At 69.1% G+C, this 21,619-nt stretch carries 22 protein-coding genes; 18 read left to right on the top strand and 4 right to left on the bottom strand.

The features are described 5' to 3' along the window. The first annotated feature begins 100 nt into the window (after nucleotides 1-100). From AB0L97_RS06430 to AB0L97_RS06415, 4 genes are all read left to right on the top strand, one after another. Nucleotides 101-589 carry a DMT family transporter gene (locus AB0L97_RS06430; protein ID WP_355070600.1) on the top strand — a complete coding sequence of 163 codons (489 nt, stop codon included), beginning with the start codon at nucleotides 101-103 and terminating at the stop codon, nucleotides 587-589. A gap of 65 nt (nucleotides 590-654) precedes the next feature. Then, the gene (locus AB0L97_RS06425; protein WP_356961700.1) at nucleotides 655-1,161 is read left to right on the top strand and encodes a DMT family transporter; all 507 of its coding nucleotides are present in this window, start codon (nucleotides 655-657) and stop codon (nucleotides 1,159-1,161) included. 89 nt (nucleotides 1,162-1,250) lie between these two features. Continuing rightward, nucleotides 1,251-1,784 carry a DUF4334 domain-containing protein gene (locus AB0L97_RS06420; protein WP_355070604.1) on the top strand — a complete coding sequence of 178 codons (534 nt, stop codon included), beginning with the start codon at nucleotides 1,251-1,253 and terminating at the stop codon, nucleotides 1,782-1,784. Nucleotides 1,785-1,892: 108 nt separating this feature from the next. Further along, on the top strand, nucleotides 1,893-3,119 hold the full coding sequence (locus AB0L97_RS06415) for an FAD-dependent oxidoreductase (protein WP_355070606.1): 1,227 nt from the start codon (nucleotides 1,893-1,895) through the stop codon (nucleotides 3,117-3,119). Between the two features lie 3 nt (nucleotides 3,120-3,122). On the opposite strand, the gene AB0L97_RS06410 is transcribed toward AB0L97_RS06415, so the two are convergent. Both AB0L97_RS06410 and AB0L97_RS06405 read right to left on the bottom strand, forming a co-directional pair. After that, nucleotides 3,123-4,289 (bottom strand): serpin family protein, encoded by a 1,167-nt coding sequence (locus AB0L97_RS06410; protein ID WP_364425827.1) that lies wholly within the window; start codon nucleotides 4,287-4,289, stop codon nucleotides 3,123-3,125. A gap of 35 nt (nucleotides 4,290-4,324) precedes the next feature. Then, nucleotides 4,325-5,311, bottom strand: coding sequence for a zinc-binding dehydrogenase (locus tag AB0L97_RS06405; RefSeq protein WP_364425825.1), 987 nt, complete (start codon nucleotides 5,309-5,311; stop codon nucleotides 4,325-4,327). Between the two features lie 83 nt (nucleotides 5,312-5,394). On the opposite strand from AB0L97_RS06405, the gene AB0L97_RS06400 reads away from it, so the two are divergent. Further along, complete coding sequence (locus tag AB0L97_RS06400) at nucleotides 5,395-5,970, top strand: helix-turn-helix domain-containing protein (protein ID WP_356961709.1); 576 nt, start codon at nucleotides 5,395-5,397, stop codon at nucleotides 5,968-5,970. Nucleotides 5,971-6,067: 97 nt separating this feature from the next. Here the strand turns inward: AB0L97_RS06400 and AB0L97_RS06395 are convergent, their stop codons facing one another. Continuing rightward, complete coding sequence (locus AB0L97_RS06395; RefSeq protein WP_355070613.1) at nucleotides 6,068-6,781, bottom strand: HD domain-containing protein; 714 nt, start codon at nucleotides 6,779-6,781, stop codon at nucleotides 6,068-6,070. 95 nt (nucleotides 6,782-6,876) lie between these two features. Then, entirely contained in the window at nucleotides 6,877-7,503 is a 627-nt protein-coding gene (locus AB0L97_RS06390; protein WP_356961710.1) for an alpha-ketoglutarate-dependent dioxygenase AlkB, read from the bottom strand. Nucleotides 7,504-7,533: 30 nt separating this feature from the next. On the opposite strand from AB0L97_RS06390, the gene AB0L97_RS06385 reads away from it, so the two are divergent. From AB0L97_RS06385 to metK, 13 genes are all read left to right on the top strand, one after another. After that, nucleotides 7,534-8,355: a class I SAM-dependent methyltransferase gene (locus AB0L97_RS06385; RefSeq protein ID WP_364425822.1), complete on the top strand. Its 822-nt coding sequence runs from the start codon at nucleotides 7,534-7,536 to the stop codon at nucleotides 8,353-8,355. Then, nucleotides 8,250-8,789, top strand: coding sequence for a bifunctional pyr operon transcriptional regulator/uracil phosphoribosyltransferase PyrR (pyrR, locus tag AB0L97_RS06380; protein WP_355070619.1), 540 nt, complete (start codon nucleotides 8,250-8,252; stop codon nucleotides 8,787-8,789). Before AB0L97_RS06385 ends, pyrR begins: the two co-directional genes overlap by 106 nt. Before the next feature lie 40 nt (nucleotides 8,790-8,829). Next, nucleotides 8,830-9,789 (top strand): aspartate carbamoyltransferase catalytic subunit, encoded by a 960-nt coding sequence (locus AB0L97_RS06375; RefSeq protein ID WP_355070621.1) that lies wholly within the window; start codon nucleotides 8,830-8,832, stop codon nucleotides 9,787-9,789. Next, nucleotides 9,786-11,108, top strand: coding sequence for a dihydroorotase (locus AB0L97_RS06370; protein WP_364425819.1), 1,323 nt, complete (start codon nucleotides 9,786-9,788; stop codon nucleotides 11,106-11,108). The genes AB0L97_RS06375 and AB0L97_RS06370 overlap by 4 nt, the downstream gene beginning before the upstream one ends. A 38-nt stretch (nucleotides 11,109-11,146) precedes the next feature. Next, entirely contained in the window at nucleotides 11,147-11,668 is a 522-nt protein-coding gene (locus AB0L97_RS06365; protein WP_356961716.1) for a transporter, read from the top strand. Next, nucleotides 11,665-12,777: a glutamine-hydrolyzing carbamoyl-phosphate synthase small subunit gene (carA, locus tag AB0L97_RS06360; protein ID WP_355070627.1), complete on the top strand. Its 1,113-nt coding sequence runs from the start codon at nucleotides 11,665-11,667 to the stop codon at nucleotides 12,775-12,777. Before AB0L97_RS06365 ends, carA begins: the two co-directional genes overlap by 4 nt. Continuing rightward, on the top strand, nucleotides 12,777-16,085 hold the full coding sequence (gene carB / locus AB0L97_RS06355) for a carbamoyl-phosphate synthase large subunit (RefSeq protein WP_355070629.1): 3,309 nt from the start codon (nucleotides 12,777-12,779) through the stop codon (nucleotides 16,083-16,085). The genes carA and carB overlap by 1 nt, the downstream gene beginning before the upstream one ends. A 25-nt stretch (nucleotides 16,086-16,110) precedes the next feature. Further along, nucleotides 16,111-16,935, top strand: a complete 825-nt coding sequence (pyrF, locus tag AB0L97_RS06350) for an orotidine-5'-phosphate decarboxylase (RefSeq protein WP_364425815.1) — start codon at nucleotides 16,111-16,113, stop codon at nucleotides 16,933-16,935. A 569-nt stretch (nucleotides 16,936-17,504) separates the two neighbouring features. Further along, complete coding sequence (gene mihF / locus AB0L97_RS06345; RefSeq protein WP_028476708.1) at nucleotides 17,505-17,825, top strand: integration host factor, actinobacterial type; 321 nt, start codon at nucleotides 17,505-17,507, stop codon at nucleotides 17,823-17,825. A gap of 8 nt (nucleotides 17,826-17,833) precedes the next feature. Then, nucleotides 17,834-18,418, top strand: coding sequence for a guanylate kinase (gmk, locus tag AB0L97_RS06340; protein WP_355070634.1), 585 nt, complete (start codon nucleotides 17,834-17,836; stop codon nucleotides 18,416-18,418). Nucleotides 18,419-18,590: 172 nt separating this feature from the next. Continuing rightward, complete coding sequence (gene rpoZ / locus AB0L97_RS06335; protein ID WP_355070636.1) at nucleotides 18,591-18,866, top strand: DNA-directed RNA polymerase subunit omega; 276 nt, start codon at nucleotides 18,591-18,593, stop codon at nucleotides 18,864-18,866. A gap of 44 nt (nucleotides 18,867-18,910) precedes the next feature. Beyond that, on the top strand, nucleotides 18,911-20,134 hold the full coding sequence (gene coaBC / locus AB0L97_RS06330) for a bifunctional phosphopantothenoylcysteine decarboxylase/phosphopantothenate--cysteine ligase CoaBC (protein ID WP_364425812.1): 1,224 nt from the start codon (nucleotides 18,911-18,913) through the stop codon (nucleotides 20,132-20,134). A gap of 229 nt (nucleotides 20,135-20,363) precedes the next feature. After that, nucleotides 20,364-21,575 (top strand): methionine adenosyltransferase, encoded by a 1,212-nt coding sequence (gene metK, locus AB0L97_RS06325; RefSeq protein WP_355070640.1) that lies wholly within the window; start codon nucleotides 20,364-20,366, stop codon nucleotides 21,573-21,575. Nucleotides 21,576-21,619: the final 44 nt, after the last annotated feature.

The following is a 21,619-nucleotide window of genomic DNA, read 5'->3' as shown; positions in this document are numbered from 1 at the left end:
CGTCGGTTCCGGCACAACCGGTCCCATTTTTCGGGTGGAAAACGTTGTGTCCGACGCAATCTCGGTGTTCGTCCGCCGTCGAGCCAAGGATGTATTGCCCATGAGCCTCGTCATCGGACTGGTATTTCTGTTCATCCTGGTCGGAGGCAGCCTACGGTCGGCCGAAGCCGGCTGTCAGAACACGTTGATGAACCACATGAAGAACATGTGGCTCTGCGCGGTGATTTCGTATGCCGTTGCGCTGACCGGCTTTTCGATCTTCCTGGCGCTCTCGTCGAAGACGCCGTGGCCGACGCTCGACGACGTTCGGAACATGCCGTGGTGGGCGCCGTTCGGCGGCCTGCTGGGCGGCGCGGCGGTGATGGGGATGATCGCGGTCGCCCGGCATGTCGGCGTGGCGACCTTCAGCGCGCTGGTGATCGTCGGCGAGATGGTGGTCGCCGTGATCATGGATCACTTCGGACTCATGGGATTCGAAGAACGATCCGCCAGCGTTCCGCGTCTGGTGGCCTGCGGGCTGATCACGCTCGCGATCTACCTGATGGCCGATGAGCCCGCGGGCGACGAGCCCAGGGTCAGCGTCACCTGACAGCAGTACGCCCACCGCTGCCGGTTTCAGCCATCCCACTTTTCGCACCCTCCCGAGGATTCTCGATGACGGTTCAGACCGCCGAAAAACCCCGTGCCGCGCTGCCCCGCGTCACGATGGCACTCATCTTCGCGTTCATCCTGGTCGGCGGCGCGCTGCGCTCCGTGGAAGCGGGTTGCCAGAACTCGCTGAAGCTCGCATTGAAGAACGTCTGGCTGTGTGGCGTGATCTCCTACGCCGTCGCATTCACCGGCTTCGCGATCTTCCTCACAGTGGCGCTGCTGGTTTCCAGGAACCGGCCGTGGCCGACGAAGGCCGACATCCGGAGTATGCCCCGCTGGGCGCCCTTCGGTGGCCTGCTCGGCGGGGCCGCGATCCTGGCGATGATCTCCGTGGCCTCCGATGTGGGCGCGGGTACGTTCAACGCCCTCATCATCGCGGGACAGATGTTCGGTGCGCTCACGATCGACCACTTCGGGCTGATGGGATTCCCGCGGCGCACGGTGAGCTCGAAACGCGTCGTCGCCTGCGTCATGATCATCGCCGGGATCTATCTCATGGCGACCTACTGAACATCCGTGCGGACCTGGTCGACAGCGGCGTTCTGAGAGACAGATAGGGTAGCTATCGCAACGTTGCCTCGCTGAGGGAAGTGGGAGACATGGCCGCGAACGAGCTGACCGTGACGGACATCCGTACCGCACAGGAGGCGTGGGCGCTGTTCGACCGACTCCCCGCGGCGCGGGTCGAGGACGTCACGACCGGGCGCTGGCGAGGCGAAGAACTGGACACCGGTCATCCGATGGACGGTGTGCTGGTGGCTTCGGGCTGGTACGGCAAGCAGTTCGACGGCCCCGACAGCGTGCATCCGCTGTTGTTCACCTCGGGCGGCGCGGTGTTCGCCGTCGATCCGCGCCGCGTCCCGGTCGCGTTGGCCGGGCGGGTACCGCTGCCCGGTGTGCGGGCCCTGCGCAAGTTGCTGCCGGTCCTGCGTCCCGCGCTGCGCACGCGCAAGCACACCGCGCGTCTGCGTGAGGTCGAATACCGCGGTGTGACAAGTGCCGCGATGGTCTACGACCACCTGCCGATCATCGATCATTTCCGGCGCGCCGACGAGCACACCCTGCTCGGCGTGATGGATTTGCGTGGTATGGCCGAACCGTATTTCTTCGTGCTGCATCGGGATATCGGCTGAGCCGGTCGGCCGTCGCCGATCCGGGTCCGGCGCCGCGCCCGCCACACTAGGATTTGCGCGAACAGGCGACACCTTGCGGCGATGTGGTGACCGAGGGAGACACAGTCGATGGAGCGCACGACCTGCCTGGTGGTTGGTGGGGGACCGGCCGGAATGATCCTCGGGCTGCTGCTCGCCAGGGCCGGGGTCGAGGTCACGGTGCTGGAGAAGCACAAGGACTTCCTCCGTGACTTCCGCGGCGACACCGTGCATCCCACCACCCTCGATCTGCTCGACGAACTGGGTCTCGGCGCGGAGTTCGCGAAACTGCCCGCGCGCAAGGTGGATCGAGTGCAACTGCCGATCTCGGGCGGCCTGCAGACGCTCGCCACGCTGACGCATCTGCCGGGCAGGCACAAGTACATCGCCATGGTGCCGCAGTGGGATCTGCTGGATCTGCTCGCGCGTGCCGCGGCCGACGAACCCACCTTCCGGCTGCGGCTGAACACCGAGGCCACCGACCTGGTTTGGATCGACGGCCGGGTAGGTGGCGTCGCCTACCGGACCGTCGACGGCGCCACCGGCGCGATCGAAGCCGATCTCACGGTGGCCTGCGACGGCCGCGGCTCACTGCTGCGGTCGGCCGCGGGACTGCCGATCCGCACGTGGTCGACACCCATGGACGTCTGGTGGTTCCGCCTGCCGCGCACCGAGATCGATCCCGCGGGCGCGCTGCCGATCGTCAGCGCCCGGCGGGTGGCGGTGCTGCTCGATCGCGGCGACTACTGGCAGTGCGCGACGTTGATCGCCAAGGGCGCCGACGAATCCGCCCGCCGCGGGCCGGTGCGGGACGTCATGCGGAGTCTGGCCGAGGCCGCTCCCTGGCTCTACGACCGGATCGACGCCTTGACCAGCTGGGACGAGGTGAAGTTGCTGGAGGTGAAACTCGATCGGCTGACCAAGTGGTACACCAACGGCCTGTTGTGTCTGGGCGACGCCGCCCATGCCATGTCCCCGGCCGGCGGCGTCGGCATCAACCTGGCCGTGCAGGACGCCGTAGCCGCGGCCAGGATCCTTGCTCCGCCGCTGCTCTCGGGGACGCTCGGCACCAGGGAGTTGGCGAAGGTGCAGCGACGGCGCCGATTCCCGACCGTGGTGACACAGGGAATGCAGCGACTCCTGCACACCGTCGCGGTTGCGCCCGCCCTCGACGGACGAGTCGACATCGCGAGTTCCCCGCGCGCACCGCTGCCGGTCCGCATTCTGCGGCGCATCCCCGTGATTCGCAGCGTGCCGACCTTCTTGATCGCTCGCGGTGTCTTGCCCGAGCACGCCCCGCACTTCGCGCGGCGGTAGCGCTCAGGCCGGCACGTCGGGGGAGGACGTAGGCGCGGTGGCGATCCAACCCGCGACGACCGCCAGACCCGTCGGGCGGTGCACGGCGAGGAAACCGAAGGGCCGGTCGAAGACCACCGAGACGACAGGCGCGTAGTCGTGCCGCAGGACGGCCGCTGCCGCGCGCAACGCGAAGGCCGTCACGGCGGCCGCCTCGAAACCTTCGTGGCCGAACCGGGCGAGCACTTCCTGCGCTCCCTGGCCGACGCACAGTGGGTCCGGGGAGATCGCCGGGAAGTGGCCGTGAGTGCAGTCGGTCGCGGCGGTCAGGCCGAACAAGCCCGGCGCGGTGAGCAGATCGTGGGTGGAGCGGACCTCGAAAGGCGGTAGCTGGACGCGCAGTCGGCCAGTGTTGGGTACCACCGGCTCGGTACGCACGTTCAGGCCCGGTCCCTTCGTGCCGACCGGCAGGTCGGAGCGGATCGGCACACTGCCCGACAGCGCGGCCAGGCCCGTTTCGAGCACGGCGCCGGGTGCCCCGGTGCCGAGCAGAAGGTGGACGTCGAGGTCTGCGACGCCTTCGACGACCACGCGGGTGACCGGTTCCGATGCGTCCAGGATCGCGGCGTTCGACAGGTCGCGGCTCGTGCGGGACAACCCGGGTCCGCGATGTCCCCGCCACGGGCCGTCCTCGGGTGCCAGCGTCCCGACATCGAAGGGCGCCTGCCACTTCGTCTTCGCGACCAGCGCGGTGGCGAGTACCAGCAGCGTCTCGGGATCGACCGTGAGGGGAAAGCGTTCGATGAGCCCATCGGTGTGCCGGGCCGCCCAGCTGTCGAGCTCGGACTGCCCGGCCAGCCGCGCGAGCACGCTCTCGGGAAGCGACTGCGACCACGGCTCGTGCAACGGAAGGTCGCGGCGCACCCACACTCCGAGTGCGGCCGACACCGCCTCCGCGCGCTCGAGGTCGTCCAGCAGCCGGAGCGCCGCGGCTTGCCCGTCCGCCGCGGGCAAGCCGGTCGCGGTCGTCAGTTCGTCCCGAGCCGGACCGTCCGCCGCGGAAGCGAGCAGGGCGAGCAGCGGCCATACCCCGGCGCCGGACACCACGAAGTCTCGTTCGCCCGCCGCCGCGCACCACCGTGCAGTGAGCGCGTTGGCGGCGCCGACATGGGATTCCACAGAAGTCCGCACCAGCCCACCCTAGCTACGCCGGGGGCCGCGCGGCGTTATCCGGACACGGCGGAGCCCGGGCGCAGCACGATCTTGCCCAGTACCGTCCTTTCCTCCAACAGGCGATGCGCGCGGCTCGCCTGGTCCAGCGGCAGCACGGCCTCGACCAGCGGGTCGAGGCCGCCCGCCGCCGCGCGGGCCAGAACGGCGGTGCGCGCTTGAGCTACTCGGTTCAGCCAGTCCGGTCCTGCGCAACCGACGAAGGTGAGCCCGCGCATGAGCAGGTCGCTCGCCGACACCTGCGCGGGTGCTCCGGACAACCATCCGTAGCCCAGCATCCGGCCGCGCAGGGGTGTCAGGAGATCGAGCAGGCCGACGGCACTCGCGCCGCCGATCGAATCGAACACCACGTCCACCGTCGCGCCGTCGAGTGTTTCGCGCAGCCGGGTGGTCCAGTCCGGATCGTTGTGGTCGATCACCTCGTCGGCTCCCAGTTTGCGCGCGTGGGCGACCTTGTCGGGACCACCTGCGGTCCCGATGACGCGAGCCGCCCCGAATTCTCTCGCCAATTGGGTCAGCGCGCTGCCGATGCCCGTGGCGGCGGCTTCGATCAGGACGGTTTCGATGCCGGTGAGCGCGGCGGTCTCCAGCAGTGGAATCGCCACCGATCCGTTCATCAGCACCGCCGCGGCGTCCACGAAGGACAGGCCGTCCGGAATGGAAACCACGGAATCCGCGTTGGCGGCGACGAATTCGGCGTAAGCGCCGGAACCCTGGGTCGACACGACGACCCGGCGTCCGATCAGCGCCGGATCGACCTGCGCGCCGACCTCGGTGACGACCCCTGCGGCTTGGAAACCGAAAACCAGCGGCAGTGGCGCGCCGAGCGGGAACTCGCCGGAGCGCAGCTTGGTCTCGGGGAACAGCACCGGGATCGCCTCGGCGCGGATCACCACCTCGTCCGCGTCTGCCCGTGGCGCCGGGACGTCCGCGGTGACCAGCACGTCCGGGCTGCCCGGCGCCGTCATTACGATTGCCTGCATATGAACTCCATAAGTTGACTGACGGTCCAATTGACTCACCGATGATATGGACCGTCGGTCAACTTGTCTAGAAAGTGGGTGCGATGGGCGACGGACGGCCGAAGGAACGGGCCGACGCGGCGCGCAACCGGCGGGCGATAGTGGACGCCACCTTCGCCCTGTTGGCCGAGCACGGCGCCGAAGCGATCACCATGGACCGCGTCGCGGCCGCCGCCGGAGTGGGCAAGGGCACGATCTTCCATCGCTTCGGCAGCCGGGCGGGACTGTTGCACGAGATGGTCGCGCAAAGCGCGGTCGCGCTCATGGACGCGGTCACCAGCGGCCCGCCACCCCTCGGCCCCGGTGCGCCCGCCGATGCCCGGCTGGTCGCCTACTTCGACGCCATGGCACGGTTGGTGATCAACAATTCCGAGCTGATGGTCGCCTATCGCACCGAGCCGCCACATCCGCGAACCGCCGAATTCCACGCGTTCTGGGACCACCACATCACCACGTTGCTGCGCGAGGCGCGTCCGGACCTGGACGCCGAAGTGGTCGGGCGGCTACTGCTCGGCGCGCTGAGCGCCGAACTGGTGCCTGCCATGGTCCGCGCGGGCGAGACGGAACGGTTGCTGGCCGCAGTCCGCGAGCTGGTCGAATCGGTGCTACGCGCGCCCTGACGCTCGTGCGGCATCGCGACCGGCGCGTCGGTCCGTCTACGGCTCGACCGTTTGTGTGCGGCACGCGGTTTCGATCCGCTCACACCTCGCGCGGCGATCAGTCCCGCGACAGAATGGCCTCGAACCGTTCGTCGGCTCGGTCGAGCTGATCGAGGATGTGCTGCCGGACGTGCTCGGCCAGCGGCGTGTCCGGCCGGGTGACCAGATCGCGGTACACGTCGGTGAGCGGGCGGTACTTGGCGGCGAGTCTCGCCATCGCGGGGCCGGTGGCGTAGAGGATGCCCACACCGTTGTCGGTGAAGTCGGAGAGCTTGATGACGCGGGCCCACGGGTCCCGGTCCAGATTCGTCGCGACATGCTCGCGGTACTGCGCCTGCCGGTCCCGAGCCGGATCCGGCTCGGGATTGGTCACCGCGGCCACGAGATCGGCCACTCGCGCACCGAACCGATCGGTGAGCGCGCCCAGTGCGGCGTCGACGGTGGGTCCGGGACGATCGGCGGCCAGCTCGGCGGCGTGGTCCTCGACCGCGTCGTGCAACAGCCCCGCCGCGACCACGTCCGGATCACGAACCTCGTAATGGCTGATGATCCGAATCGACACGCGCAGAAGATGACTGAGATAGGGCTCGCGGCCGTACCGATCGTCGCGATGCAGATCGGCCGCGAGATCGAGCGCCGCGGCCAGGCGTTGCGTGTCCGGCAACTCGGCGATTTCCAGCAGTAATCGTTCGCGCAGCCCGGCCTCGCCGTAGACCTCGCTGATCGTGTGCAGCGGCATCACGGCCAAGACCCCCGCCCCTGGATTGCTCATAATGCCAGGCTAACCGGAGCGAGGGACACGTGGCGGACGACGATCACTTCCGACCTCGACGATGGTTCAGCTCGAAACGGTGCGTGGGAGCAGGGTCAGCGGACGCCGCGCGGACGGTACTGGATGCTGATCCGCGGACCGGTGGGCCTGCGCGTCTTGGGCACGGCGTGCTCCCAGGTGCGCTGGCAAGAGCCGCCCATGACCAGCAGGTCGCCATGTCCGACAACGTATTTGATGCTCGGCCCACCGCCGCGCGGCCGGAGTAGCAGCGCCCTTGGCGCCCCGATCGACACGATCGCGACCATGGTGTCGTGGGTGGCGCCGCGGCCGATGGTGTCGCCGTGCCAGGCGACGCTGTCGTGCCCGTCCCGGTAGTAGCACAGGCCCGCGGTGCGGAACGGTTCGCCGAGTTCGCGCCGATAGTGCTCGCTCAGTGCTGTGCGCGCGTCGGCGAGTGCCGGATCCGGCAGCGGTTCGTGCTCCGCGTAGAACCGCAGCAGCCGGGGCACGTCTACCACGCGGTCGTACATCGGCCTGCGTTCGGCTTTCCATGGCACGCCGTCGACCAGTCGGTCGAACAGCGCGTCCGCGCCCGAAAGCCAACCGGGCAGCAGATCCACCCAGGCGCCGTGGTCGAGCACCGTACGGCGCGCGTCGCGCAGCGGCCCGAGTTCGGTCTCACCGAACCCGTCGAGCAGCGATCCCTGTAGCGGTGTGGACATGCGGCCGAGCGTACCGCTGATCGAACATATGTGCTAGCGGTTTTCGGTCATGGGCCGGTATTGGAGGCGGCCGACGCCCGTCCCCTCTGCGCGAGACATGTCGTGGCGGCCGATCTGCGCGGCGACTGGGTGGCCGCGCTGCGCGTCGAGGGGTTTCGCGCCGACGTCCCGACCCACTGGGTCGACGAAGGGGTGCTCGGATATCTACGGCGTGCCGACGCCCTCCGGGTGGTGACCACGCTGACGGAGCTGTCCGCGCCGGAAAGTCGCTTCGGCGTCGGCAAGTTCGACACCGATCAGCACAGCGACCGGTACACCGAGCTGCGGTGGTTGGTCCGGGCCGGGGGAGACGGGCCGAGGGAGCCCAGTGGGCTGGGACCCGGCGCCGAACAATGGCTCGCCGAGCACGGATGGCGGACCGAGTTCCGGGCCTGGGACGACTTGGTGGCGCCGCTGGAGCGTCACGTGCTCCTGGGCAGCCGCGATCTCGGTGTATTTCTCGCCGTGCGCCGACAGCGGTCGCTGCCCCGCGCTCAGTGGCCCCGCTCACAGCGCGATATGCCTGGTGAAACCGGGGGTCGGGGCGCTGCTACGCTGCTTGCCGTAAGACATCCTTTAACGGACCGTCCGGTGAGGCGGGGAAGGAGGTCGGCATGGCCGTGCCCGAAGAACGGGCCGCCAAGTCCGGCGCTGCCGAGACATCGCAGCGACATACCCCGGAATGGGTGGCGGCGGGACGAGAGCTGTTGTCGGCTTCGGATGTCGGGCGGACCGTCGCGCGCATCGCGCACCAGATCATCGAGAAGACCGCGCTGGACGCGGGTGAGCCGGGCGCGCCACGCGTGGTGCTGATCGGCATCCCCACCCGGGGCACCACCCTGGCCGCGCGGCTCACCGGCAAGATCGAGGAATTCTCCGGCGTCCGCCCGGCTCTGGGCTCGCTCGACATCACCCTCTACCGGGACGATCTGCGCAGCCGCCCGCACCGGCCGCTGGAGCGCACCTCCGTTCCGGAAGGCGGTATCGAGGACGCGCTCGTGGTGCTGGTCGACGACGTCCTGTTCTCCGGCCGCACCGTCCGCTCCGCGCTCGACGGTCTGCGCGACCTCGGCCGCCCGCGCGCGGTGCAGCTGGCGGTGCTCATCGACCGCGGTCACCGGGAACTGCCGATCCGTGCCGATTACGTCGGCAAGAACGTGCCGACCAACCGCTCCGAGGACATCTCGGTGCTGCTGACCGAACACGACGGCCGGGACGGCGTCTACCTGCACCAGGAGGAGGCGTGATGAAGCTGCCACACGCCGGCTCGCGGCAGGAGGCAGGCGCGTGAGGCATCTGCTTTCGGTCGCCGCGCTCGATCGCGCCGCCGCGAACGAGCTGCTCGACGAGGCCGAGCGGTTCGAACAGGCGCTGCTCGGCCGCGAGGTGCACAAACTGCCCACGCTGCGCGGGCGCACCGTGATGACGGTCTTCTACGAGAACTCGACCCGGACCCGGGTCTCGTTCGAGGTCGCGGGCAAGTGGATGAGCGCGGACGTGATCAACGTGAGCGCGAGCAGCTCCTCGGTCGCCAAGGGCGAGTCGCTGCGCGACACCGCGCTCACCCTGCACGCCGCGGGAGCCGACGCGCTGATCGTCCGGCATCCGGCCTCCGGCGCCGCGCACCAGATCGCGCGCTGGATGGACGAGTGGGCGGTCTCCACGGGGCGCGGCTCCGGCCCGGCGGTCGTCAACGCGGGCGACGGAACGCACGAGCACCCGACCCAGGCGTTGCTGGACGCGCTGACCCTCCGGCAGCGGCTCGGCGACATCGAGGGCAAGCGGGTGGTCATCGTCGGTGACATCCTGCACAGCCGGGTCGCGCGATCGAACGTCTTCCTGCTGGCCACACTCGGCGCGGAGGTCGTGCTGGTCGCTCCGCGCACGCTGCTTCCGGTCGGCGTGGAGAGCTGGCCCGCCCGCGTCTCACACCACTTGGACGCCGAGCTGATCGGCGCCGACGCCGTGCTGATGTTGCGGGTGCAGGCCGAGCGGATGAACGGCGGGTTCTTCCCGTCGGCCCGCGAGTACTCGATCACCTACGGACTCTCCGAACGCAGGCTGGCCCTGCTGGAAGACCACGCGGTCGTGCTGCACCCCGGCCCGATGCTGCGCGGCATGGAAATCGCGTCCTCCGTCGCGGACTCGCCGAAAGCCGCTGTGCTGCAACAGGTCACCAACGGGGTGCACGTGCGGATGGCGGTGCTGTTCCGCCTGCTCGTCGGAACCCAGGAGGCAGTGGCATGAGTGGAAGGAACGACGCCATCGTTCTGATCAAGGGCGCGCTGCTGTACGGCGAAGGCGAACCGGTCGACGTGCTCGTCGCCGACGGGGAGATCCGTCAGATCGGCACCGATCTGGGCGTGGTCGACGCCGAAATCATCGACGCGCAGGGCCAGATCCTGCTGCCCGGCTTCGTCGACCTGCACACCCACCTGCGTGAGCCGGGCCGCGAGGACACCGAGACCATCGAGACGGGTTCCGCCGCCGCCGCGCTCGGCGGCTACACCGCGGTGTTCGCGATGGCCAACACCAACCCGGTCGCCGACTCGGTGGTCGTCACCGACCATGTGTGGCGGCGGGGACGGGAGGTCGGCCTGGTAGACGTGTATCCGGTCGGCGCGGTCACCGTGGGCCTGGAGGGCAAGCAGCTCGCCGAGATGGGGACCATGGCCGCGGGCGTCGGGGCGGTGCGCATGTTCTCCGACGACGGTCACTGCGTCTACGACCCGCTGATCATGCGCAGGGCCCTGGAGTACGCGAACTCGCTCGGGGTGCTGATCGCGCAGCACGCGGAGGAGCCCAGGCTGACCAAGGGCGCCGTCGCGCACGAGGGGCCGACCGCGGCCCGGCTGGGGCTGGCCGGCTGGCCGCGCGCGGCCGAGGAGTCGATCGTGGCCCGCGACGCCTTGCTGGCGCGCGACGCGGGCGCCCGCGTGCACATCTGCCACGCCTCCACCGAGGGCACCGTGGAACTGGTGAGTTGGGCCAAGTCCCAGGGGATTTCGATCACCGCCGAAGTGACCCCGCACCACCTGCTGCTGGACGACTCCCGGTTGGAGACCTACGACGCCGTCAACAAGGTCAACCCGCCGCTGCGCGAGGCGTCCGACGCCGCCGCGCTGCGGCAGGCGCTGGCCGAGGGCATCATCGATTGCGTCGCCACCGACCACGCGCCGCACGCCGAGCAGGACAAGTGCTGCGAGTTCGCCGCGGCGCGGCCCGGCATGCTCGGCTTGGAGACGGCGCTGTCGATCATCGTGCGGACCATGGTCGAGCCGGGGCTGCTGGACTGGCGCGGCGTCGCCCGCGTGATGAGCGAGCGACCGGCCGCGATCGTCGGCTTGGACGAGCACGGCAGACCGCTCGAGGTCGGCGAGCCGGCCAACTTGACGCTGGTCGACCCGGAGGCGAGCTGGACGGTGCGTGGAAAGGACCTGGCCAGCATCTCGAACAACACGCCGTTCGAGGCGATGACCTTCCCGGCCCGGGTGACGGCGACGTTGCTGCGCGGCCGGGTCACCGCCAGGGACGGCAAGGCGCTGGTCGACGGGGCGGAGGCGTAGATGAGCAACCGAGGCGCAGCCGTTCGAGGAGGTTCGTAGTGGAGAGAACACTCTGGGTGGTCGGGCTGCTGATCCTGTTCGCGGCCTGCCTGTGGCTGATGTACCGGGGCTGGCGCAACCGCGCGGCGCGCCAAGCCGAGCGCGTCGGCACGCTGCCCACCGTGCCTGCGGAACTGGGTGCGCAGGTATTGGAGCCGACCACCGGCCTGTACTTGGGCAGCACCATCGCGCCGAGCTGGCAGGACCGGATCACCGTCGGCGATCTGGGTTTCCGGGCCACCGCGGAACTCACGCGGTTCGAAAAGGGGATTCTGCTCGAACGCGACGGCGCGACGGTGATCTGGATTCCGGACGAATCCATCACCGCGGTGCGCACCGAACGCGGGCACGCGGGCAAAGTGATGACGGAAGATGGTGTGCTGGTCATTCGCTGGAAGCTGCCGACGGGAACCGAGATCGATACGGGTTTCCGCGGCGACGACAAGTCGGTCTACCCGGCTTGGCGCAGGCTTCCCGCGGCGGATCAGAGCGGGACGATGACGGGAGATGACGAGGGATGACAGGAGAAGCAGCACTCGTGCTGGAGGACGGCCGGGTGTTCCGCGGCCAGGCCTACGGCGCCGTGGGCCAGACGCTCGGTGAGGCGGTGTTCTGCACCGCGATGACCGGGTACCAGGAGACCCTCACCGACCCGTCCTACCACCGCCAGATCGTGGTGGCCGCCGCGCCGCAGATCGGCAACACCGGCTGGAACGACGAGGACGACGAGTCCACGAAGATCTGGGTCGCCGGGTACGCGGTGCGCGACCCGGCGCGGCGCGCCTCCAACTGGCGCGCCACCAGGACGCTGCCGGACGAGCTGGAACGTCAGCGGATCGTCGGCATCGCGGGCATCGACACCCGCGCGCTGGTACGTCATCTGCGTACCCGCGGTTCGATGAAGGCGGGCATCTTCTCCGGCGACGCGCTCGCCGCCGCGGACGAGCTGGTGGACCGAGTGAACGGTCAGCCGTCCATGCTGGGCGCCGACCTCGCCGGCGAGGTGACCACCGACGCGCTCTACACGATCGAGCCGGAGGGCGACCATCGCCGCACGGTCGTCGCGGTCGATCTCGGGATCAAGACCAATACCCCGCGCATGTTCGCGCAGCGCGGCATGCGGGTGCACGTGGTGTCCTCGAACACCACGCTGGACCAGATCCTCGAACTGAAGCCCGACGGGGTCTTCCTGTCCAACGGTCCAGGCGACCCGGCCACCGCCGACGCGGCGGTCGAGTTGACCCGCGGCGTGCTGGGCGAGGGCCTGCCGCTGTTCGGTATCTGCTTCGGCAACCAGATCCTCGGCCGCGCGCTCGGCCGGGGCACCTACAAGATGAAGTTCGGCCACCGCGGCATCAACATCCCGGTGGTGGAGCACGAGACCGGCCGGATCTCGATCACCGCGCAGAACCACGGTTTCGCGCTGGAAGGCGAGCGGGGCGAGCGGTTCGACACCCCCTTCGGCACGGCCGAGGTGAGTCACGTCTGCGCCAACGACGGCACGGTCGAGGGCGTCCGGCTGGTCGACGGTCGCGCCTTCTCCGTGCAGTACCACCCGGAAGCCGCCGCCGGACCCCACGACGCCGCGTACCTGTTCGACCGTTTCGCCGGTCTCATGGAAGGAGCCTGATGCCTCGCCGCGAGGATCTCGAGCACATCCTGGTGATCGGTTCTGGCCCGATCGTCATCGGCCAGGCGTGCGAATTCGACTACTCCGGCACGCAGGCGTGCCGGGTGCTGCGGGCCGAGGGCCTGCGGGTGTCGCTGGTCAACTCGAACCCGGCGACGATCATGACCGATCCGGAGTTCGCCGACTCCACCTACGTGGAGCCGATCACGCCGGAGTTCGTGGAGAAGGTGATCGAGAAGGAGCGTCCGGACGCCATCCTGGCCACCCTCGGTGGCCAGACCGCGCTGAACACCGCGGTCGCGCTGCACGAGCGCGGAGTGCTGGCGAAGTACGGCGTGGAACTCATCGGCGCCGACTTCGACGCCATCCAGCGCGGTGAGGACCGGCAGAAGTTCAAGGACATCGTGGCCAAGGTGGGCGGCGAGAGCGCCCGCTCCCGGGTCTGCTTCACCATGGACGAGGTCCGCGATACGGTCGCCGAACTCGGCTACCCCGTGGTGGTGCGCCCGTCGTTCACCATGGGCGGCCTCGGTTCCGGCATGGCCTACAACGAGGAAGACCTCGATCGCATCGCCGGCGGCGGCCTGGCCGCCTCGCCCACCGCGAACGTCCTGATCGAGGAGTCCATCCTCGGCTGGAAGGAATACGAACTCGAGCTGATGCGGGACGGCCGCGACAACGTCGTGGTGGTCTGCTCGATCGAGAACGTCGACCCGATGGGCGTGCACACCGGCGACTCGATGACCGTCGCCCCGGCGATGACGCTCACCGACCGCGAGTACCAGAAGTTGCGTGATCTCGGCATCGCCATCCTGCGCGAGGTCGGCGTCGACACCGGCGGCTGCAACATCCAGTTCGCGGTGGACCCGCGCGACGGCCGCCTGATCGTCATCGAGATGAATCCGCGCGTGTCGCGTTCGTCCGCGCTGGCGTCGAAGGCGACCGGCTTCCCGATCGCGAAGATCGCCGCCAAGCTGGCCATCGGCTACACGCTCGACGAGATCGTCAACGACATCACCAAGGAAACCCCGGCCTGCTTCGAGCCGACCCTCGACTACGTGGTCGTCAAGGCCCCGCGGTTCGCGTTCGAGAAGTTCCCCGGCGCCGACGGCACGCTGACCACCACCATGAAGTCCGTCGGCGAGGCCATGTCCCTCGGCCGCAACTTCTCCGAGGCGCTCGGCAAGGTGCTGCGTTCGCTGGAGACCAAGGCCGCGGGCTTCTGGACCCAGGACGACGGCGCGTGGACCGACGTCGAAGCGATCCTCGAAGACCTGCGCACGCCCACCGAAGGGCGCATCTACCAGGTGGAGCGGGCGCTGCGGCTGGGCGCGAGCATCGAGGACGTCGCCGCCGCCTCCGGCATCGATCCGTGGTTCGTCGCGGAGGTGGCCGGTCTGGTCGAGTTGCGCCAGGAGATCCTCGACGCGCCCGTGCTGGACGAACCGCTGTTGCGGCGGGCCAAGCACTACGGCCTGTCCGATCGTCAGCTGGCCGCGCTGCGACCCGAACTGGCAGGGGAGAGCGGTGTGCGCGCCCTGCGCCACCGGCTCGGGGTCCGCCCGGTCTTCAAGACGGTCGACACCTGCGCCGCCGAGTTCGAGGCCAAGACCCCGTACCACTACTCGGCCTACGAACTCGATCCCGCGGCCGAGTCCGAGGTGGCGCCGCAGCCCGACCGCGAGAAGGTGATCATTCTCGGGTCCGGGCCCAACCGCATCGGCCAGGGCATCGAGTTCGACTACTCGTGTGTGCACGCGGCGCAGACGCTGTCGAAGGCCGGATACGAGACGGTGATGGTCAACTGCAACCCGGAGACCGTCTCCACCGACTACGACACCGCCGATCGCCTCTACTTCGAGCCGCTGACTTTCGAAGACGTGCTCGAGGTCTACCACTCCGAGTGCGAGTCCGGCACCGTCGCCGGTGTCATCGTGCAGCTGGGCGGGCAGACCCCGCTCGGCCTCGCGCAGCGGCTCACAGCGGCGGGCGTGCCGGTGGTCGGTACCAGCGCGGCCGCCATCGACCTGGCCGAGGACCGAGGCGAATTCGGTGACGTGCTGGTCGCGGCCGGTCTGCCCGCGCCGAAGTACGGCACCGCGACCACCTTCGCGCAGGCGCGCAAGATCGCCACCGACATCGGCTACCCGGTGCTGGTGCGCCCCTCCTACGTGCTCGGCGGCCGGGGTATGGAGATCGTCTACGACGAGAACTCCTTGGAGGGCTACATCTCCCGGGCGACCGAGCTGAGCCCGGAGCACCCGGTGCTGGTCGACCGGTTCCTGGAAGACGCGATCGAGATCGACGTCGACGCGCTGTGCGACGGCGAGGAGGTCTACCTCGGCGGCGTGATGGAGCACATCGAGGAGGCGGGCATCCACTCCGGTGACTCCGCCTGCGCGCTGCCCCCGATCACCTTGGGCCGCAGCGATATCGAGTCGGTGCGCCGCTCCACCGTCGCGCTCGCCAAGGGTATCGGCGTCCGCGGCCTGCTCAACGTGCAGTACGCGCTCAAGGACGACGTGCTCTACGTTCTGGAGGCCAATCCGCGCGCGAGCCGGACGGTTCCGTTCGTGTCGAAGGCCACCGCGGTGCCGCTGGCCAAGGCCGCCGCGCGGATCATGCTGGGCGCCACCATCGCCGAACTCCGCAAGGAGGGCATGCTGCCGAGCGAGGGCGACGGCGGGCACGTCGCGCTGGACGCTCCGGTCGCGGTCAAGGAGGCCGTGCTGCCGTTCCACCGCTTCCGGCGCGCCGACGGCAGCGGCGTGGATTCGCTGCTCTCGCCGGAGATGAAGTCGACCGGCGAGGTGATGGGCATCGACGCCGATTTCGGCACCGCCTTCGCCAAGAGTCAGACCGCCGCCTACGGCTCGCTGCCCACCGAGGGCACCGTTTTCGTCTCGATCGCCAACCGGGACAAGCGCGCGATGGTCTTCCCGGTGAAGCGCCTGCACGACCTCGGCTTCCGCATCCTCGCCACCGAGGGCACGGCGGAAATGCTGCGCCGCAACGGGATTCCGTGCGAGCAGGTGCGCAAGCACTCCGAGGTGGGGCCGGACGACGAGCCGACGATCGTGGAGCAGATCCGCGACGGCGAGGTCGACATGGTGTTCAACACGCCTTACGGCAACTCCGGCCCTCGCGTGGACGGCTATGAGATCCGCAGCGCGGCGGTCGGGGTGAACATCCCGTGCATCACCACCGTGCAGGGTGCGGCGGCCGCGGTGCAGGGCATCGAGGCCAGCATCAACGGTGGCATCGGCGTGCGGTCGCTGCAGGAACTGCACTCGGTGCTGCGTGGGTGAGCCGCGACCGGACGGAACGGGTGCGATGAAGACCTTCGGCGACCGCCTGCGGCACGCGATGCGGCAACTGGGGCCGGTGTGCGTCGGCATCGACCCGCACCCGGAACTGCTGCGGTCCTGGGGACTGACCGAAGACGTCGAGGGACTCGAGCGGTTCGCCGAGATCTGCGTGGAGGCGTTCGACGGCCTCGTCGCACTGGTCAAGCCGCAGGTCGCGTTCTTCGAAGCCCACGGCTCCGGGGGCATCGCGGTCCTGGAGCGCACCATCGAGGTGCTGCGGGCCTCGGGAACCTTGGTGCTCGCCGACGCCAAACGCGGCGATATCGGGTCCACCATGGACGCCTACGCGCGGACCTGGCTGGCCGACGGCCCGCTCGGGTCCGACGCGGTCACGGTCTCGCCGTATCTGGGCTTCGGTTCGCTGGCACCGGCGCTGACGCTCGCCGAGGCAGGCCACCGCGGCGTCTTCGTGCTCGCGGCGACCTCGAACCCCGAGGGAGCGCAGGTGCAGCGGGCGGTCGCGGCGGACGGCCGCACGGTCGCGCAGACCATGGTCGACGAGGCGGCGGCGCGCAACGCGGGCGGGGAGTTCGGTTCGGTCGGCGTTGTGGTCGGCGCCACGCTCAGCGAGGCGCCCGATCTCTCCGCGCTCAACGGCCCGATCCTCATGCCCGGGGTGGGCGCCCAGGGCGGCGGCCCGGAAACCATCAGGGAGCTGGTCCCGAAGGCGATGCTCCCGGCCGTCGTGCCGAACGTCTCGCGGGAGGTGCTGAGGGACGGGCCCACCGTTCCGGCACTGCGTGCCAGAGTGCACGGCTTCCAGGACGCGTTCGCGTTCCTCCAGAAATGACCGCGAAAGGCCGGCGCATCCGCGCCGGCCTTCGTCGTTTCCGTCCCGCGAGCGTGCAGGTGTTCGCACACACGTGCCCCTTAGCGGGGCCTGTGCGCGCTCCTGCGCTGATTTCGGGGCCGATCGGTGCACGGATGGGCGCAACGCTCCTGGACCGACGTACAGGGCCGGTATCCGGCACCGGATGCCGATCATGGCGGCTGAAACGGCTCGGATGTGACGCCCGACACGCGCAAAAAACTCGCGACACGCGGAGAATTTCCAGAAAGTTCCTGGTAGGGCGCGTGAGGGGTTGCTGGAGAGATGCGCTGCCGTCTCGCAACCCTTCCGCAAACCATTCGGTTTGTCGAAAAAGCCCTGCTGGCGGCACATTTCGCTGATTCGGCATCGCGATGCGCTCGATGGCGCGGGCGGCACCGGCGCCGGGCCGCCGTGGTGCGGTCCATATCCGGAATCATGCGCTGACCTGGGGGGTGGGTTCGCAATCGGCGGACGTCGTGGGTACGGTCGCTGAGACTGCCGGGTTACCGGCAGGAGTTGAATGCAATGAACGATGAGACGGAGGAACCGTGGCCCTTCCCCAGCTGACTGACGAGCAGCGCGCCGCTGCTTTGGAGAAGGCGGCTGCCGCTCGCCGCGCTCGGGCGGAGCTCAAGGAGCGCTTGAAGCGTGGCGGCACCAACCTGAAGCAGGTGCTCACCGACGCCGAGACCGACGAGATCCTCGGCAAGATGAAGGTGTCGGCGCTGCTGGAGGCCCTGCCGAAGGTGGGCAAGGTCAAGGCGGCGGAGATCATGAGCGAGCTGGAGATCGCCCCCACCCGGCGGCTGCGCGGACTCGGCGACCGGCAGCGTAAGGCGCTGCTGGCCCGGTTCGACTTCGACGCCTGACAACGAGGGTGATCGAACACACGCGGAAGGGTCGACTGGTCGTACTGGTCGGCCCCTCGGCCGTGGGCAAGTCCACCGTGGTCCGCTGTGTCCGCGAACGACTGCCCTACCTGGTCTTCAGCGTGTCGGCAACGACCCGGGCCCCGCGGCCCGGGGAGGTCGACGGCCTCGACTACCACTTCGTCTCCCGTGCGGAGTTCGACGCGATGATCGAGGCGGATGAACTGCTCGAGTGGGCGGACATCCACGGCGGGTTGCAGCGTTCGGGCACCCCCGCCGGGCCGGTGCGCGCCGCACTGGCGGAGGGCCTTCCGGTACTGGTCGAAGTGGATCTCGAGGGCGCGCGATCGGTGCGCCGGGCGATCCCCGAGGCGATTCTGGTTTTCCTTGCCCCGCCGAGCTGGGACGAGTTGGTGGCGCGACTGACCTCGCGCGGCACCGAGTCGCCCGAGGTGATCGAGCGCCGCTTGGAGACGGCCAGGATCGAGCTGGCGGCCTGTGACGAGTTCGACATTGTTATCGTCAACGACGAGGTGACCAGCGCCTGTGAGCAGTTGGTATCGTTGTTCGTTAGCACAAATTCGAGTTCGTGACCCCCACCTGCGCATGAGCGATCAGGCCCGGAGGAGGTAGCCTGCGTATTCACGTAGGGCCTTCGCGCATGCGCAATCCACTCCGGCATGAGTGACCAGGCCCGGAGGCGGCACGCCGCCGCACTCGCAGGGCCCCTCGTTCATCCGACCGACCACAGCAGGAGTCTTCCTAGTGACGGACACCAAGACCGCGCCCGCTTACGACACGCCGGTCGGCCTCACCAACCCGCCGATCGACGAGTTGCTGGAGCGGACGTCGTCCAAGTACGCCCTGGTCATCTACGCGGCCAAGCGGGCCAGGCAGATCAACGATTACTACAACCAGCTCGGCGACGGCATCCTCGAGTACGTCGGCCCGCTGGTCGAGCCGGGTCTGCAGGAGAAGCCGCTGTCGGTCGCCCTGCGCGAGATCCACTCCGACCTGCTTGAGCACTCCGAAGGCGAGTGAGGCGAACCCCGGTTCGCCGTGACCACTACTAGGCCGGAGGCGTAGTGACCACAAGGATCGTCGTCGGTGTAGCCGGAGGCATCGCCGCCTACAAGGCGTGCTCTCTGGTCCGGCGATTCACCGAGACCGGACATGACGTCCGGGTGATCCCCACCACCTCGGCGCTGGAGTTCGTCGGCAAGGCGACCTTCGAGGCACTGTCCGGGAACCCGGTGCACACCGGCGTGTTCTCCGACGTGCCCGAGGTGCCGCATGTTCGGCTGGGCCAGGAGGCGGACCTCGTGGTCATCGCCCCGGCGACCGCCGACCTCATGGCCCGCGCCGCGTCCGGCCGCGCCGACGACCTGCTCACCGCCACGCTGCTGACGGCCCGATGTCCGATCTTGTTCGCGCCCGCGATGCACACCGAGATGTGGGAGCATCCGGCGACCGTCGCCAATGTCGCGACCTTGCGCGCCCGCGGTGCGACCGTCATGGAGCCCGCGGCGGGCCGGCTCACCGGCGCCGACACCGGCCCTGGACGGCTGCCCGAGCCCGAGGAGATCTTCGGCCTCGCGTCGCTGCTCATGGAGCGTGCCGACGCGATCCCGCGGGATCTGGCGGGCCGCCGGGTCGTCATCACGGCGGGCGGCACCAGGGAGCCGCTGGATCCGGTGCGTTTCCTGGGCAACCGTAGCTCCGGCAAGCAGGGCTACGCGCTCGCGCGGGTCGCGGCCCAGCGCGGCGCCCACGTGACGTTGATCGCGGGCAACACGATCGAGATGGCGGCGCCCGCCGCCGTCGACCTGGTGCACATCACCACCGCCGAACAGCTGAAGACCGCCGTCGACAAGCACGCCGTCGGCGCCGACGCGGTGATCATGGCCGCGGCGGTCGCCGATTTCCGGCCGACCAACGTCGCCGCCGCCAAGATCAAGAAGGGCGCAGGCGAGCCCGACGTCATTCCGCTGACCAAGACCGACGACATCCTCGCCGGCCTGGTGCAGGCGCGCCGCGACGGGCAGTTGCCCGGCACCGCGATCGTCGGTTTCGCCGCCGAGACCGGTGACGAGCACGGCGACGTCCTCACCCACGCGCGGGCCAAGCTCGCGCGCAAGGGGTGCGACCTGCTCGTGGTCAACGCGGTCGGCGAGGGCAAGGCGTTCGAGGTGGACACCAACGACGGCTGGCTGCTGGGCGCGGACGGCACCGAACAGGCGCTCGATCACGGCTCCAAGGCGTTGCTGGCCAGCCGTGTGCTCGACGCGCTGAGCGTGTTGCTGCGCTGAGCCGGGCCGCGTCCCTGCCAGGATTGCGATCCGGTCCGTCGTTCGCGACGCCGTCATCAATTCGGCACCGGCACGACACCGGGAGTTCAGCTGTCCGGGATGGCCGCGGCGTTGAGGTCCGCCCTGTCGGTGATTTGGAATAGGCTGAGATATAAGGGTTGCGCAGTCGCGACATCGCGTTACTGTCGCAAGCCGATACGAGTAACCCGTTGAGGGAGAGGGAAGAACTGTGCGCACGTCCGGGAGCCGGCTTTTCACCAGTGAGTCCGTGACCGAAGGTCATCCGGACAAAATCTGTGATGCCATCAGCGATTCCATTCTCGACGCGTTGCTCGCGGAGGATCCGCGCAGCCGGGTCGCGGTGGAAACCCTCGTGACGACCGGCCAGGTCCACGTCGCGGGTGAGGTCACCACGTCGGCGTACGCCGATATTCCCCGAATTGTCCGGGAAAAGGTCCTGGAAATCGGATATGACTCGTCGGCAAAGGGATTCGACGGAAATTCCTGCGGTGTGAATATCGCGATCGGCGCGCAGTCGCCGGATATCGCGCAGGGTGTGGACACCTCGCACGAGGCGCGCATCGGCGGCTCCGACGACGAGATCGAGCGGCAGGGTGCGGGCGATCAGGGCCTGATGTTCGGTTACGCCACCAAGGACACCCCCGAGCTGATGCCGCTGCCGATCGCGCTCGCGCACCGGTTGTCGCGCCGCTTGACCGAGGTGCGCAAGACCGGCGTGTTGCCCTACCTGCGTCCGGACGGGAAGACCCAGGTCACCATCGAGTACGACGGTGATCGCCCGGTCCGCTTGGACACGGTGGTCGTCTCCACCCAGCACGCCGCCGATATCGACCTGGACAACCTGCTCGCGCCCGACATCCGCGAGAAGGTCCTCGACGCGGTGCTCGCCGACCTCGAGCTGCCCAGCCTGGACATCTCGGATATTCGCCTGCTGGTCAACCCCACCGGCAAGTTCGTGCTGGGCGGCCCGATGGGCGACGCGGGCCTGACCGGCCGCAAGATCATCGTCGACACCTACGGCGGCATGGCCCGCCACGGCGGCGGCGCTTTCTCGGGCAAGGACCCGTCGAAGGTGGACCGCTCCGCCGCCTACGCCATGCGCTGGGTCGCGAAGAACGTCGTCGCGGCCGATCTGGCCGACCGCGTCGAGGTCCAGGTGGCCTACGCGATCGGCAAGGCGGCTCCGGTCGGTTTGTTCGTCGAGACCTTCGGCACCGAGAAGATCGACCCGGCACGCATCAGCACCGCGATCACCGAGGTCTTCGACCTGCGTCCCGGCGCCATCATCCGCGACCTGGACCTGCTGCGTCCGATCTACGGGCCGACCGCCGCGTACGGCCACTTCGGCCGCACCGACGTGGACCTGCCGTGGGAGCACACCGACCGCGCCGACAAGTTGCGCGCCGCCGTCGGACTCTGACCTCGATCAGGTCCGAGTGAACGAACCCGCGGCGGACACCCCCG

The organism is Nocardia sp. NPDC051911 (genome assembly GCF_040681035.1).
In the GTDB taxonomy this organism is placed as follows: Bacteria; Actinomycetota; Actinomycetes; order Mycobacteriales; family Mycobacteriaceae; genus Nocardia; species Nocardia sichangensis.
This window is presented reverse-complemented; position numbering and strand designations above follow the sequence as displayed.